Genomic DNA, 15,285 nt, shown 5'->3' with positions numbered 1-15,285 from the left:
GCCTAGGACGACGCCGTCGCGAGCTTGCCGACCTCGGAGAGAAGCAACTTCAGGATCGGGGATTGATTCGCCTTGTGATAGGCGACAACGAGATCAAGCTTGGGTGCTTCTCCCCGCACCGGCCGGGTGGTGATGGTCTCCGGCAAATATCGCTTCGTGTAGGCCGGCAGCATCATGACGCCGCGCGTCGACGCAATCATCGAGATCGCGTGGACGACGTTGTGCACTTCGCGATCGGGCTTGAGGTCGATTCCGGTCCGGCTGAAATAATCCAGAACGATACGGCGAACCGCGGGAGCGGATTTGGACGGTAGGTAGAAGGTCTCGTCCCTGATCTCCTCGGGCGCCACCGCGGCTTGCGATGCCAGCCGATGGTCGCTCGGAAAGACGAAGACCAGCGGATCGGTGCGCACGCGCCGGCAGACCAGATCTTCCATGTGCTCTTCCGACCGGATGAAGGCAGCATCGAGCTTTCGCCGCATCAGGGCCTTGGCAAGCGAGGGCGAATAATCGCTCGACAGGCGGATATCGATGCCGGGAAATGCGTCGCGCAGAATGCGATCCACCTCGGGCAGCAGGTCGATTTCGGCGCCCGACAGAAAGCCCAACGAGAAAGCGGGCTGCGGGGGCTGCGCGGCACGGAGCGCCGCTTCCTTGGCAGCCTCCGCCTGAAGCAGCGCCATTCTGGCGTGCTCGAGAAAGGCCTTGCCGGCCGCCGTCAGCGCGATGCCTTGGGCGCTGCGGTTCATCAAGGGAACGCCGACCTCCCGTTCGAGATCCCGGATTTGCCGGCTGAGCGACGGTTGCGACGTGTGCAGCTTCTGCTCGGCCGCAACAGTCAAACTGCCCGCATCGGCAACGGCGACGAAATAGCGGAGATGCCGAAGCTCCATCGCGATCTCCCATATCTCGCAGGCATGGGGCCAGCTTACAAAGTCTTTTTCCAAGCGGCCAGCTGCCCGTATAGCCGGCGTGAACGAAGTCTGCCTGGCAGGCAGAGGCGCACGGGAGCGAGCTTCACATGCTCAAGAGCATTCAAACGTCTCTGCTGATCCTCACGCTGGCGGGATCTGGCGAAGTGGCTGCGCAATCCTCCAACACGCAGGCAAAGGCAAACAACATGGAACTGGATGTGACAGGATTGAAGCAGGCGTTGCTCGGCGACTGGGAAAGCATCGCACCGGAGGTGCGCCCGAGCGCGGCGAAGAACGCCGATGGCACGCTCAAGCCGTTCTATCTCAAGCGGGCCTTCAAATATCTCCCCTCCGACCGTTTCGAGCTCGAGATCGTCAACTCGGCCGATCCCTACAGCGCCGTGCCGCTCGCGCGGATCAGGATTGGCGGCCATATGCTGTGGAGGGGTGCGCATCCCATCGCTCCGGGCGCGCAGAAGGTCGACTTCGTTGCCGACGAGACCTACGAGGTTACGCCGCTGGCACAGGGATTTGCCGATGTGCTCAACAAGGTCGCCGCGGTCGGATATGCACCGTGGGACGTTGGCGCGCCCCAGAGCATCTTCGGCAAGACCTTCGCTCCCTTCGGTCTCGCCGAGGCCACGAACTTCATGGAATATGATCTCGTCTATCTCAGGGGCGACCTCCTGTTCTGGGGCGCCCGCAACATCGACGGCCGTGGCTTTGACACCGAGCAGAACCGGCCGACCAATTTGCAGATTCCGCTGATCAGGAAGTGACTCGGGTCAAGTTCGTCACACTCTCCCTCGACGCGATGCCCTCAACACGGGGCCTGAACACCCGTGGCCGTGCGAACGCATGGATTGCACCGTCACAAAGCCTGATCCGCTCAAAACAAAAAAGCCCGGCCAACCGGCCGGGCTTTTGATTGCTTGCAATCGACGCTGCGAGACGCTTACGCGGCCTCGTCGGCGACGGCGGTGTCGTCGCCATCGGTATCGCCGTCGGCATCCGCCTCGCCCTCGCCGTCGGCGGCTTCCGCCTTGGCGTTGGTGCGGCGCGGGCTCTTGGCGAGCTGGGCCTCGATCTCCTTGACCGCTTCGGTCTCGGTCGAGTGCTGCACAACCGCGATCTCGCGGGAGAGACGATCGAGCGCCGCTTCATAGAGCTGGCGTTCAGAGTACGACTGCTCGGGCTGCGACTCGGAACGGTAGAGGTCGCGCACGACTTCCGCGATCGCGACGATGTCGCCCGAATTGATCTTTGCTTCGTATTCCTGGGCGCGGCGCGACCACATGGTGCGCTTGACGCGGGCGCGGCCCTTCAGCGTCTCCAGCGCCTTCTTCACCAGCGCGGGGTCGGACAGCTTGCGCATGCCGACGTTCGCGACCTTGGCGGTCGGCACGCGCAGCGTCATCTTGTCCTTGATGAAATTGATGACGAACAGCTCGAGCTTCGCACCGGCGATCTCCTGCTCCTCGATGGCCAGGATCTGGCCAACGCCGTGAGCGGGATAGACGACGAATTCGTTGGCCTTGAAGCCCTGGCGCTGGGTCACGACCTTCTTTTCCTCGACCTTCGGCGCGGGTGCAGCAGCCTTCACGGCCGGCTTCGCAGCAGCAACGGGGGCTTTGGCAGGGGCGGCAGCAACAGGAGCCTTCGGAGCAACGGGCTTGGCAGCGGAAGCCTTGGCAGCAGCAGGCTTGGCAACGGTCGCTTTCGCGGCCGGTTTGGCAGTCTTGTGAGGCATTGCGCTTCTTTTGTTCTTCGAGGACTTTGCAGCCGGTGCCTTAGTCGCGGTCCGACCCTTGGATGCGCTACGGCTGGCCGCGGCGACTTTTTTGGCCTCCTTATGGGAAGCCCTCGCTGAAGTACTCTTTTTACGCGTTTTCTGTGACACAGCCTGCGCGCGGAAACTGCCACGCCCCTGTTCGACATTTGGTTTCACGGGAACCCAACGGGGCCAACTGGGCTGACGGGGGTTCAGCTTAATGTGCTCAATATAGCACATTTCCCGCAAAAATCAATGATTTAGGGGTCTTGAGGGCTGGTTTTCGGCGCTGACGAAGGTATTAGGGTTAAGTTTGGGCGAGAATTAGTCTCCCGAGCCCGGGTTCGGAGAAAAATATTTCTCGAACTTTCCTTCCTGGCCGTCGAATTCCTTCGCGTCGGGGGGTGATTCTTTCTTCTGGGTGATGTTCGGCCAGCTTTTGGCGTAGTCGGCGTTGACCTGGAGCCACTTTTCGAGGCCCGGTTCCGTGTCCGGCTTGATCGCGTCAGCGGGGCATTCCGGCTCGCACACGCCGCAGTCGATGCACTCGTCAGGATGGATGACGAGCATGTTCTCGCCCTCGTAGAAACAGTCGACCGGGCAGACCTCGACGCAATCGGTATACTTGCACTTGATGCAGGCTTCAGTGACGACGTAAGTCATCCAACGCTCCGAAAAGCTCTTTTAAAAGTCGCGGCTTGCGTAGCGCGGATGGCCCGGCGCCGCAAGGTCGGGAACGGCCGATCATGACGGCTTTACGCGTTTGATCGACCAAGAAATGAATTCAGAGCGCAATTAATTGCGCCGAGAACTTTGATTGCCTTCGCTCAGCTCCTCGTAGAGCACGCGGGCCGAGGCGGCATCGCCGCGGCGCTCGTTGAAAGCGGTTACTTTCAGCACGCGCACAGTGCGATCGAGCGCGATGGTGATCACGTCGCCGATCTTGATCGCATGGCCCGGCGACTTCTCGCGTGTGCCGTTGATGCGAACGTGGCCGGACTCAACGAGCTCGGCCGCGGAGGTGCGCGCCTTCACCACCCGCGCGTGCCACAGCCATTTGTCGAGACGCTGCCGCTCGGTCGTGGGATCACTCCTTGCGACCGGACAGCTGCTCTTTCAGCGCAGCAAGCTTTGCGAAGGGCGAGTTCGGATCGGCCGGACGATCGCGCTCGCGCGGGTTCGCGCTCGAGGCGTAGGGGCGCAGCGACGGCCCGCCCTGACGGTCGCGGCCCTTGTCGCGGTCACGACCGCGATTGTCGCGGCCCTTGTCGCGATCGCCGCCGAACTTGCCCTTGTTGCGATCGCGATCCTTGTTGTCGCGATCCTTGCCCTCGAAGCGGCGGTTCTTGTCGTCGCGCCCCTCTTGGCGCGGTGCACCTTCGGCGCCACCTTCGCGCGGCTTGCGGAAATCCTTTGCCCCATCTCTGCGATGACCGCCGTGACGATGGCGCTCATTGCGCTTCTCGCCGTCGGCTGACTGCGCGGCCGCGCCTTCGGCGGGGGCGGCGCCAGCTTCAGCACCGGCCTGCTGCGGGCGCTGATTGTGGTGACGCTGGTGGCGATGACGCTCGTGGCGGGGCTTGCGATCGTCGTGGCGGCCGCCGGGACGCCAGACCTCGACGAGCTCGGGCTCGGCAGGCACAGCGGCAGCCTCGACCGGCGCGGCGGCATCGGCGGATGCAGCGGCTTCCGTTGCAGCGGCCTCGGCGGGAGCGGCTTCCACCGCCTCGCTGGGCGCAGCAGCCTCTTCCGCCGGCGGCGCGATGCCGGGGGCATCCTCGGGCGTGACGGGGGCATCAGGCGATGCTTCGAGCGCCGGCTCTTCGTGTGCGGGCTCGTCGTGCTGCTCCATGCCGGGCGCGTCTTCGACGGTGACGGGCTCGGCGGCGGCTTCGATTGCGGTGTCCGCGCTTGCGGTGGCATCATCGGTCGCCGTCGGTTCAGTCGGAGCCTCTGCGCTTGCTTCGGCCGCCGGCGTCTCCACGGCAGCAGCCACCGGCTTCGGCGGCAGCGGCGCACGCTTCTCCATGCGATAGCCGAGCGCGCGCAGCACCGAGGCGAAATCCTCGCCGGCCGAGCCGGTGAGCGAGGTCATCGCCTGCGTCACCACAAAGCTGCGGCCGTCGAACGCGCCGGCAGGCTTTTCGCCGGGCGAGTTCTCGCGCCAGGCCAGCGCCGGCCGGATCAGATCGGCAAGGCGCTCCAGAATGTCGACGCGCACCGCTCGCTCACCGGCCTGCTTGTAGCCGAGCACGCGATAGGCATCGCGCGGCAGCTGCTTGTCGACCGGGAACGAGGTGCGGCCCGAAGATGCCAGATGCTGCGCGCCGGACAGCGACGACAGATCGACATTGTCCTGCTTCAGCGCCCACAGCAGTGCGGCCAGCGCACGGCCGGCGGGCTTGAGCAGGCCGGGGAAATAGATATGATAAGCACCGAAACGGACGCCGTATTTGCGCAACACGGCGCGCGAGGGCTGGTCGAGGTCCTTCAGCTCGTTGGCGATCTTGGGACGCTCGAGCACGCCGAGCGCCTCGACCAGCTGATAGGCGATGCCGCGGGCAATGCCGGTGACGTCCTCGGCCTTCGACAGCTCGAACATCGGCCCAAGCAGCTTTTCGATATGGGTCTTGAGCCAGAGCTCGAGCCGGGCCTGCACCTTCTCACGCGGCGCACCGGTGAGGCGCTCGTCGGAGATGATGCGGATGCGCGGATGCAGCGCCTCCTCCGCGGCAGACAGGCGCGCCACGGCATCGCCGGTCCAGCGGATGGTGCCTTCCGAGGTCAGCACGAACTGATCGTCCGGCGCATTGCCCAGTTTTTCGGCGCGCGCGTTGATCTCGCCGGCGAGCACCGCTTGCGCTGCAGCCTGCAAGGCTTTCGCATCGGAGCCTGCTTCCGCCGCATCCGGTGCAAAGGTGAAGCCATCGAGGCGGCCGATGACATGGCCTTCGACGATGACTTCGCCGGTCTTGCCGATTTCAGTATTCAAGCTCGTGTTCTCCCGCAGGCGGCGCATCAATACACTGGTCCGGCGATCAACGAAACGCTCAGTCAAGCGTTCATGGAGCGCATCCGATAATTTATTTTCGACCTCGCGGGCGATCCCCTGCCAGCGTTCGGGGTCTTTCAGCCAGTCCGGGCGGTTGGCGACGAAGGTCCAGGTGCGGATCTGGGCGATCCGGGCCGACAGCGTGTCGATGTCGCCGTCGATGCGGTCGGCCTGGTCGACCTGGGCCGCGAACCAGGAATCGGGGATGCAGCCCTTCTGCATCAGGAAGCCGTACAGCGTGGTCACGAGCTCGGCATGGGCGGCCGGCGACAGTTTTCGGTAATCGGGGACCTGGCAGGCCTCCCACAGCCGTTCCACGGCCGCCTTGCCATGCGCGATATCGCGCACCTCGACGTCGCGGGCGGCGTGGTCGAGCACGCGCATGTCCTCGGCGATCGGCGCGCGCGTCAGCGCCTCATGGCCGGGCGACTGGTTCAGGGACACCTGGAGCGCGCCGAGGGAGGCGAAATCCAGCTTCGAATTGCGCCATTGCAGCATCTTCACGTTGTCGAAGGTGTGGTTCTGCAGCGCGTTGACGAGCTCGGGCTCGAACGGCCCGCAGCGGCCCGTCGTCCCGAAAGTACCGTTGCGCGTGGCGCGGCCCGCGCGGCCTGCGATCTGCGCGAATTCGGCCGGCGTCAGGCGGCGGAACTGGTAGCCGTCGAACTTGCGGTCGGAGGCGAAGGCGACGTGGTCGACGTCGAGATTGAGGCCCATGCCGACGGCGTCGGTGGCGACGAGATAGTCGACGTCGCCGTTCTGGAACATCTCCACCTGCGCATTGCGCGTGCGGGGCGAGAGCGATCCCAGCACCACGGCCGCGCCGCCATGCTGGCGGCGGATCAGCTCGGCGATGGCGTAGACCTCGTCGGCCGAGAAGGCGACGATGGCGGTGCGGCGCGGCTGGCGCGTGATCTTGCGGTCGCCGGCGAATTCGAGCTGCGACAGGCGCGGCCGCGTGATCATGGACACGCCCGGCAGCAGCCGCTCGATGATCGGGCGCATCGTGGCCGCGCCCAACAGCAGCGTCTCGTCGCGGCCGCGGCGGTTGAGGATGCGGTCGGTGAAGACGTGGCCGCGTTCGAGATCGGAAGCGATCTGGACCTCGTCGACGGCGAGGAAGGAGACGTCGAGATCGCGCGGCATCGCCTCGACGGTCGACACCCAATAGCGCGGGTTCTTCGGCTTGATCTTCTCTTCGCCGGTCACAAGCGCGACGGCCTCGCTGCCGACCCGTGCGGCGATCTTGTTATAGACCTCGCGCGCGAGCAGCCGCAGCGGCAGCCCGATCAGCCCAGAGGGATGCGCGAGCATCCGCTCGATGGCGAGATGGGTCTTGCCGGTGTTGGTCGGCCCGAGCACCGCAGTGACGCCCGCGCCGGGTGCGCGCTCGGAGGCGAAGAGGGAGGAGGAGAAGGCCATGTCTGGGGATTAGGTAGTGGCGATTTGGGCGAATGTCAGTGCTGCTTTGGGGTGTGTTGAGGGCTGGGAGGTGTCGGCCATGTCTCCGAACGCTACGCTGCAGCCAAGCATTCCGCTGTCATGCCCCGGCCTGCCGCCTTCGCCAAGGCTTCGGCGGGCCGAGCACCCCCCTGAGCCCCGGCGTAGCCTTGGCGGAGCCGGGACCGGGGCATCCAGTACGCCGCGGCCTGTCCGCTCAACCACAACGGCCTCGGCGTACTGGATCGCCCGGTCAAGCCGGGCGATGACACCGAGCGTGTGGGAGCGCACTCCCCAAACCTCGCGCAACTGTCTCACTTTGCGACGCTTTTCCCGTTGGCCTTAAGCTTCGGAACGACTCTAGAACGAATCGCGGCCGAATCGCTGACTCCCGCTGAAGCCTGTTCCGTTCACGCCACATGTCGCGGGACTCTTATTGGTTGTGCACTAGATGGAGTTTTGCCCTGCCGCACAAGCGGCGTTTCGATGACCGGTTCCTTAAAATTGGGGACGGCGCGGAGTCGAATCAGAATCGGGCAGGAGTCAAATGGATTCCCGGGATCACGACCCCCAAACTCATTTTCGCGAAAACAACCCCATGCACAGTAGAAATGCCATTGAAAGGATTACATTTCTTTCCAGCCAAATTGCCTCCCCGTCATTCCGGCGCGCGACGCGGTCTTTCCGTCATCCTGAGGTGCGAGTGGCGCGTTGCGCAGCATCGCGCCGGGAGCCTCGAAGGATGGACGGCCCGGATGCGGCGGCACGCACGGATATTCCCTGCGGGAACAGCCGGGCTGTCGCCCTTCGAGGGCCGCTGAAGAAGCGGCCACCTCAGGGTGACGGTCTCTAAGGGGGAATGCGCAGCTAAAGCCCTACTGCGTCTTGGCGACCTTTGGCGGCTGGGCTGAGGTGATGAAGCTGGTGGCTTCCAGCATGGCCGGGCCGAGCGGCGTCGGCACTTTCAGCCAGAACGGGACCAGGATGCGCGTGCCCGCGACGGGGGCGAAGGCGATCTCGATGTTGCGCTGGGCGGCGAGGTATTTGATCACGGGACGGTCGGGAATGTAGCCCGCCACGGGCACGAAATAGAGCGCGCAGACCACGACCGGGCCCCTGTAGCCCTTCTCCGCCTTCACGCTCTCCATGCGCTTGAAATCGAGTTTCAGCTCGTAGCGCATGCGGCCGTCGAACACCGGCGCGGCGTTGTGGCAGGCGTCGGGCGTAACAGGGTCGCCGGTGCCGGGCACGCGCAGCAGCGAGGCCGTCATCGGGTCCCAGACGCCGCGGCGATGCGCATCGGTGACGACGATGCGGTCGGCATCGACAGGCGGCTCCGGCACGATGCCGAACTCCTTCACATTGCCCTTGTCGAGCGTGATGCGGATCTCTTCGGTCTTCTTCGAGGTGGTGGTGGAGGCCTGGTAGCCGGTCGCGACCAGCGCGCCGTTCACCACCCTACCTTGCGAGGCGCCGGTGCCGGACCCGCCCGCGAAGGATTTCAGCAGCCCCGTGGTGCCGCCGCTTGCCGCGGCCGCGAACACGTCGTCGCCGATGTCGATGTTCCAGGCGCCCTTGCCGACGGGAATGCCCGCCAGCGTCGCCTCATACTGCGCCTCGAGCTTGCCCTGTGCCGCCACGGGCTCCGCGCCCCAGGCCACGACGAGCCCGCAAAGGGCTGCGAAGGCCAGCCGGCCGGCAGAGCGCGGACTGGCTGAGCCGTGACTGACCAAGCCTTGGAGCCAAAGTCGGGGGGATGCGAGCACGAAACAATCCAATCGGGGCGCGAACGGTTGTTACTTAAGCCAAAAACCGCGGCAAACAATGTGTCCGGGCGCGGAGGCTTGCGGAACTCCATTTGATACTTCGGGTGCGAATACGCCCTTTATGTGATGGTAAGGCACTTCAATCATTGCCGTTTTGGTGATCGGGGGTGTGTCAGGGACGCGCACCTCGCCCCGCCCATTCCGCCGTCATGCCCCGGCTTGACCGGGGCATCCAGTACGCCGTAGCCCCTCGGCTCCAGCCGCACCGCCTCGGCGTACTGGATCGCCCGGTCAAGCCGGGCGATGACACCTGTTGTGGGGGATGCCGCGGAGCATGAATCCCCGCCCAAAACCTTGACGTCCCGTCCCTTCCCCCCTATACGTCCGCCCGCTCCCTACAAGGACACAGAATTAGCCCCCGTGGCGCCCAGAATGGCGGCCGCAAATCGTTTGGGGGACAGAAGAGGATTTCTACCATGTCTCGCCGCTGCGAACTGACGGCCAAGGGCCCCCTCGTCGGCCACAAGGTCAGCCACTCCAACATCAAGACCAAGCGCCGCTTCCTGCCGAACCTCGTCAACGTGACGTTCATCAGCGAAGCGCTCGGCCGCAACGTGCGCCTGCGCGTCTCCACCAACGCGGTCAAGAGCGTCGACCACAATGGCGGCCTCGACCCCTTCCTGCTCAAGGCCAAGGCCGACGTCCTGTCGCCGCGCGCCCTCGAGCTGAAGCGCGCCATCCAGAAGAAGGTCGGCCCGACGGCCGCGCCGGCGAAGAAGGCCAGCTAATCCAATTTTGAAATCGGGCGGGGGCTAAGTTGCGTCGCGTGGCGTAGTCTTAGCCAGTAGAGTTTTGCGTCGCGGCCGGATCGAAAGATCCGGCCGTTTTTGTTGTTGCCGGTAGGCCAGTAGCGAATTTGGAGTGACATCAGCAAAAGGGAGTACACAAGATCGTACAGCCCTTAGTTGCAGGTTCAATGTGAATCTGTTTGTGTCGGTCAGAGGATAACCGATGCATATTGATTCAGTTGAAATTGCTAACTTTCGCAAGCTTCGTTCTACTCGGGTGAGTTTTGCACGAGACAAGACAGTCTTCGTCGGCGCGAACAACAGTGGCAAAACTTCCGCCATGGTCGCACTACGATATTTCCTCGTAGCTCATGAACGAAGTAGCTTCACACTAAACGACTTCACCGTCTCTCACTGGCCCTCACTCGTGGCGATGGGCGCGAGTTGGGAAAAGGCCGCCGCTGCCGACGAGACACTCCCTGAACCCGACTGGGACGACTTTCTTCCAACACTCGACGTCTGGCTCCACGTTGAGAGTGACGAAGTCCACTATGTCCAAAAGATCTTGCCCACGTTGGATTGGGAGGGCGGTCAGCTCGGCGTGCGGCTACGCTTTGAACCCAAGGACATGACAGAATTACAGCGCGAGTATCTCTCCGCTCGTGCAGATGCGGAGAACGCAAAAAAGGGTGAAACTATCAGCGAGGCGGATAAGGCGAGCGAGACCATCGTCGTCTCACTTTGGCCGGATGACCTTGTTGATTTTCTCCGCCGCCGCCTTGCACGGCTATTCGTCATCAGAGCATACGTCCTCGATCCCACAAAACGTCAAGAGCCGGAACATGGTACGGCGAAACCGCAAGATCTGCCGCCTGATGCCGTTGCACTAGAGGAAGACCCCTTTAGGGGTCTCATCAAAATTAGTGAGATCAGTGCGCAACGCGGCTTCGGGCAAGAAGCTGAAGTCGCATTCGACGAAGATGAGGCCGGCGCCGTTACTGACACCGCCAATGCGCGGAAGCTCTCCGAGCAACTCCGGGGGTACTACAGCCGCCACTTGGACCCTTACGACAACCCGGACACGAGGGATATAAAAGCGCTGCAAGCGATCGAACAAGCACAAAAGGCTTTCGATATCCGGCTCAACGAGGGTTTCGAACCCGCGCTGAAGGAATTGGAAGAGCTTGGATACCCAGGAGTCACTGACCCTAAGCTCGAAATTTCAACAAGACTACGTCCTGTTGAAGGCCTCAACCACGAAGCCGCTGTGCGTTACGTCATCCAAATGACTGACGGCACTAAGAACACTCGGTTGCATTTACCGGAGGACTCGAACGGTCTCGGCTACCAGAATCTGATTTCGATGGTATTCCGGCTTATGAGTTATCGTGATGCATGGATGCTAGTTGGCAAAGCTGAAACAAGAGCCGTCGCGAAAAAGGCATTCAGGCCACCCCTGCACCTTGTGCTCGTAGAAGAGCCTGAGGCACATCTCCACACTCAGGTTCAGCAAGTCTTCATCAGGCAGGCATACAATATCCTACGCAAACACCGCGATTTGGGAGACAGCAAGACTTTCACCACACAACTAGTTGTCAGCACACATTCAAGTCACATTGCGCATGAGTGCGACTTCGCTTCACTGCGATACTTTCGACGAGTTGCTGGCGCGAGGATGGAAATTCCGAGTTCCTGCGTTGTGGACGTCTCTACCGCGTTTGGATCGAACGAGGAAACTCGCCGATTTGTCACTCGCTATCTCAAGGTTACTCACTGCGATTTGTTCTTTGCAGATGCGGCTGTATTGATAGAAGGCCCAGCCGAGCGAATTCTGACTCCTCATTTTGTAAGAGAGCACGCGCAATTTAAAGATTTGCGGGAGTGCTATATTACGTGGCTTGAGATCGGCGGCAGCCACGCGCATCGATTGCGCGGCCTCATTGAATGCCTTGCGCTACCCACCTTGATCATAACTGACCTCGACGCGGTAGGAGAAGGTAACAAATCCGCAAACCCAAAGAGAGGCGCCGGCCAAACTTCGCGCAACCAAACGCTGAACACATGGTGCCCAAAACGAATCTCTCTTGACGAATTCCTTGACGAGCCCGAGCAAAACAAGATTTTGAAGTACGAAGCACAGCGGTTTTCTATTCGCGTGGCGTATCAATCCCCGGTCCGAATTGATTTCCGCGGCCGCACAGTTGAAGCGCTCGCCAACACCTTTGAAGACGCTATACTATTTGAGAATATCGGCCTCTTTCTTCAACAAGAAGGAACGGGCCTCGTGGCCAAGTTCAAGGCTGCAATAGAGGCTAGCGCTACCGTGGAGGAACTGAGTGGGAAGCTTGCAGAGAACCTGAAGACTGGCAGCAAAGCTGAGCTCGCTCTTGATCTGCTCGAGTTTAGGGACGCAAACAAACTTAAGCCTCCAACCTATATGCGTGAGGGCCTTCTCTGGCTTTCCGATCAGGTGCGCGAACGACAGAAAGAGTTGGGGCTCGCAGTATCGTCGTACAGACGCATGGGATTCGAGACGATCTTCGAAGCGCTTGCTAGCGTTGACACCTTCAGAACAGGACTTCTTGACGGGTCTTTGCCGGTCACACGTTTGTTTACGGCCAACGTCCTGCCTCTCGTCTCCGCTCTCCAGAACAATGACAAATTTGCTACCGCAAGAATTGTGCGTGAGTCCTCGCCACTGCTGAGCGCTGAAAGACTCAAGAATGCGACCGACCAGCGCAATCAATTGCGCAATGCCAAGATCGCAGCTGAGGGCCTATTGAAACTGTGGCAGCAGGGGACACCTACCTGCGGCGAAGTCCTGGCTTATGTCGCCGAGCAACATCTCTTTGATCTCCCAGAAGCTTTGAAGCCATTTGCCATTCACCGATCGGACGATGAAGCCCAATCTAGCTCTGACGACGAGTCTCGTGATCCTTTAGATGAGGCAGACGCGGCAATTGAGAAATTTCTGCTCGCATCATTTTCGGAAATCGCGCCATATGCTCAGTACATCTCGAATACGGCCGAGTTCGGCACACACCAGGGGGTTAAGGGGCTAGAGTTCGATCGCGTTATGGTGTTGATGGACGATACCGAGGCGCGCGGCTTCATGTTCGGATATGAAAAGTTCTTCGGCGCCAAAGAACTTTCAGCGAGCGATTTGTCAAATGAATCTGAGGGCCGCGACAACTCGGTTAGCAGGACGCGTCGCCTATTTTATGTCACCTGCAGTAGAGCCAAGAAGAGCCTTGCGTTGGTGCTCTACACTTCCGCTCCCGAGGCGGTGAAAATGCAGATGCTTAGAAACGAGTGGTTCGACGAGCATGAAATTTTATTAGCGGTGCCCGACCATCCGATTCCAGCGTGACCGACTCGCACATGAGTTCCAGGGCTACTTGAACCATGTCATCTGCTCCACTTTCCGCTCTGCTCGCCCCCTAGCCTCACCGGGAGGGGCCTTCCGTGAGCACGAACCCCAATCCGAGCCGCGAAACCTCGTCATCTGCTGTGACGGCACCCTAAACAACGCCCCACGCGCGTTAACCGTCCGTTAACCAACGCAGCCTAGCCTGCGGTAATCGTCCAGCCATCATTAGCTCGAAATGCCTTCCCGGTTCGCTCCAGGAGAAGCGCCAATGTGCGTTGCGTTGTTGACGTATGCCGATCTCAGTGCCCGCCTCAATATCTCGCGCGAGGCCGCGCGTGCCCTGGCGAGACGTCGCCGTTTGCCGCGCTCGCGGTCGGAGGACGGCAAGGCCCTGGTGAGCGTCGATCTCGCCGAGCTCCGCTACACGCCCCGCCCGCGAATTGGCCGCAAGGCAGCCCCCATCGCTGCCCCCATGGCTGAGATCGAGGCCTTCAAGGTCGAGGCCTTCAAGGTCGAGGCCTTCAAGATCGAGGCCTTCAAGATCGAGGCATTCAAGGCGGAGATCGCGCGGCTCGAAGCCCTCGCAGCCGGCGCCAGGTTAGTTTTCGAGCGTGAGCGCGAGCGCGCCGATCGCCTGGCCGTCGAGTTGCTGCAGGCGGCCGCCGAGACGGCGGCAGCCAATGCGTGGGCGGCACGACTGGAAGACGAAGTGGCGGACTTACGGACCGGTCGCCAGGCTGGCGGCGCGACCGCGGGACAAGCCGCGCGTCGATTGGGACATCTGGCCGCGGCCATCGTGGGCGCAGACCGCGCGGCTCGCAGATAGCACTCGAACCCTTCTCCATCCCGGCCTGCCGGAGCAATCGCGAGGACAGAATGACTGGCATGACCGATATTCACGAGATGAAGGCGCGCATTGTCGTATTCGGGGTCGGCGGCGCCGGCGGCAATGCCGTCAACAACATGATCACATCCGGGCTGCAGGGGGTCGACTTCGTCGTCGCCAATACCGACGCTCAGGCGCTTGCCATGTCGAAGGCGCCGCGCCTGATCCAGCTGGGCACCCAGGTCACCGCAGGCCTCGGCGCCGGCTCTCAGCCCGAATTGGGACGCGCCGCAGCCGAGGAGGTCATCGATACGATCCGCGATCAGTTGACCGGCGCGCACATGGTGTTCGTGACCGCCGGCATGGGCGGCGGCACCGGCACCGGGGCCGCCCCCATCATCGCCAGGACCGCGCGCGAACTCGGCATCCTCACGATCGGCGTCGTCACCAAGCCATTCTACTTCGAGGGCCAGCGCCGCATGCGCTTTGCCGAAGCCGGCATCGAGGAGCTGCTGAAGACGGTCGACACCCTGCTGATCATCCCGAACCAGAACCTGTTCCGGGTGGCCAGCGCCAAGACCACATTCGCCGATGCCTTTGCCCTTGCCGACCAGGTGCTCTATTCGGGCGTGGCCTGCATCAGCGACCTCATCGTCAAGGAAGGCCTGATCAATCTCGATTTTGCCGACGTTCTCTCCGTGATGCGGGAGAAGGGCAAGGCCATGATGGGACGGGGCGAGGCGTCCGGCGAGAAGCGCGTGCTCGCCGCCGCCGTGGCCGCCATTTCCAATCCGTTGATCGAGAACCCCTCGATCAAGCGCGCCAGCGGCCTCATCATCTCCATCACCGGCGGCAAGGATCTCATGCTGTACGAGGTCGACGAAGCCGCGACGCGGATTCGCGACGAGGCCGACCCGGACGCCAACATCATCGTCGGCGCCTCGTTCGACGAAAGCCTCGAAGGCATCGTCCGCGTCTCGGTGGTGGCGACCGGGATCGACAATGTCGACCCGGCGCAGCTGGCGGCGCCGGTGGAAACCGCACTCACGCAGCTCGCCGGCAGGCTGCGCGACGACAGCCGCCGCATCGCCGATCGCATCGAGCAGCGCAGTGCGCCGCTTCCGCACGTGGAAAGCCCGCCGCTCCGCCCGGCGGCCGGCCGACCCGCAGTGCAACCGGCAAGGCCCGATCCGGAATATGCGCGCCGCGCGGCGCCTCAGCCGCTCGATCCCTACGGACGCACCGCTCCGCGCAATATAGCCGACGAAGACCTTCTCGACATCCCGGCCTTCCTGCGCCGCTCCGCTAATTGAGCGGGCGCGGGGGAAGCGCGGGGCGATCGCATTTGGTCTTAGTGA

General features: G+C 62.5%; 10 protein-coding genes and 1 pseudogene. 5 read left to right on the top strand and 6 right to left on the bottom strand.

Going from position 1 to position 15,285, the window contains the following annotated elements:
- Positions 1–2: 2 nt before the first annotated feature.
- Positions 3–893 (bottom strand): LysR substrate-binding domain-containing protein, encoded by an 891-nt coding sequence (locus ACVJ5M_RS06495; protein WP_063980644.1) that lies wholly within the window; start codon positions 891–893, stop codon positions 3–5.
- Positions 894–1,021: 128 nt separating this feature from the next.
- Between ACVJ5M_RS06495 and ACVJ5M_RS06490 the strand changes: the two genes are divergently transcribed.
- Positions 1,022–1,693, top strand: a complete 672-nt coding sequence (locus ACVJ5M_RS06490) for a hypothetical protein (protein WP_210387282.1) — start codon at positions 1,022–1,024, stop codon at positions 1,691–1,693.
- Between the two features lie 176 nt (positions 1,694–1,869).
- On the opposite strand, the gene ACVJ5M_RS06485 is transcribed toward ACVJ5M_RS06490, so the two are convergent.
- The 5 genes and pseudogenes from ACVJ5M_RS06485 to ACVJ5M_RS06465 all read right to left on the bottom strand — a co-directional run bounded on the left by ACVJ5M_RS06485 (position 1,870) and on the right by ACVJ5M_RS06465 (position 8,910).
- Positions 1,870–2,664: a CarD family transcriptional regulator gene (locus ACVJ5M_RS06485; RefSeq protein WP_084794942.1), complete on the bottom strand. Its 795-nt coding sequence runs from the start codon at positions 2,662–2,664 to the stop codon at positions 1,870–1,872.
- 345 nt (positions 2,665–3,009) lie between these two features.
- Complete coding sequence (fdxA, locus tag ACVJ5M_RS06480) at positions 3,010–3,348, bottom strand: ferredoxin FdxA (protein WP_063980643.1); 339 nt, start codon at positions 3,346–3,348, stop codon at positions 3,010–3,012.
- Between the two features lie 132 nt (positions 3,349–3,480).
- Positions 3,481–3,762: pseudogene (locus tag ACVJ5M_RS06475) on the bottom strand (RNA-binding S4 domain-containing protein); the annotation flags it as partial.
- Positions 3,763–3,772: 10 nt separating this feature from the next.
- A complete protein-coding gene (locus ACVJ5M_RS06470; protein WP_063980642.1) occupies positions 3,773–7,159 on the bottom strand; it encodes a helicase-related protein in 3,387 nt (1,128 codons plus the stop codon).
- A gap of 893 nt (positions 7,160–8,052) precedes the next feature.
- Positions 8,053–8,910 carry a DUF3108 domain-containing protein gene (locus ACVJ5M_RS06465; protein WP_187387905.1) on the bottom strand — a complete coding sequence of 286 codons (858 nt, stop codon included), beginning with the start codon at positions 8,908–8,910 and terminating at the stop codon, positions 8,053–8,055.
- Positions 8,911–9,419: 509 nt separating this feature from the next.
- On the opposite strand from ACVJ5M_RS06465, the gene rpmB reads away from it, so the two are divergent.
- The 4 genes from rpmB to ftsZ all read left to right on the top strand — a co-directional run bounded on the left by rpmB (position 9,420) and on the right by ftsZ (position 15,240).
- Positions 9,420–9,731 carry a 50S ribosomal protein L28 gene (rpmB, locus tag ACVJ5M_RS06460; protein ID WP_063980641.1) on the top strand — a complete coding sequence of 104 codons (312 nt, stop codon included), beginning with the start codon at positions 9,420–9,422 and terminating at the stop codon, positions 9,729–9,731.
- A 223-nt stretch (positions 9,732–9,954) separates the two neighbouring features.
- Complete coding sequence (locus tag ACVJ5M_RS06455) at positions 9,955–13,101, top strand: AAA family ATPase (protein WP_283017956.1); 3,147 nt, start codon at positions 9,955–9,957, stop codon at positions 13,099–13,101.
- A gap of 268 nt (positions 13,102–13,369) precedes the next feature.
- Positions 13,370–13,927 carry a hypothetical protein gene (locus ACVJ5M_RS06450; RefSeq protein ID WP_354102341.1) on the top strand — a complete coding sequence of 186 codons (558 nt, stop codon included), beginning with the start codon at positions 13,370–13,372 and terminating at the stop codon, positions 13,925–13,927.
- Positions 13,928–13,986: 59 nt separating this feature from the next.
- Positions 13,987–15,240 (top strand): cell division protein FtsZ, encoded by a 1,254-nt coding sequence (gene ftsZ / locus ACVJ5M_RS06445; protein WP_084794938.1) that lies wholly within the window; start codon positions 13,987–13,989, stop codon positions 15,238–15,240.
- Positions 15,241–15,285: the final 45 nt, after the last annotated feature.

Source organism: Bradyrhizobium sp. S3.7.6, from assembly GCF_054061875.1.
Note: the sequence above shows the minus strand (reverse complement) of the source record. Positions and strands in the feature narration are given on the sequence as shown.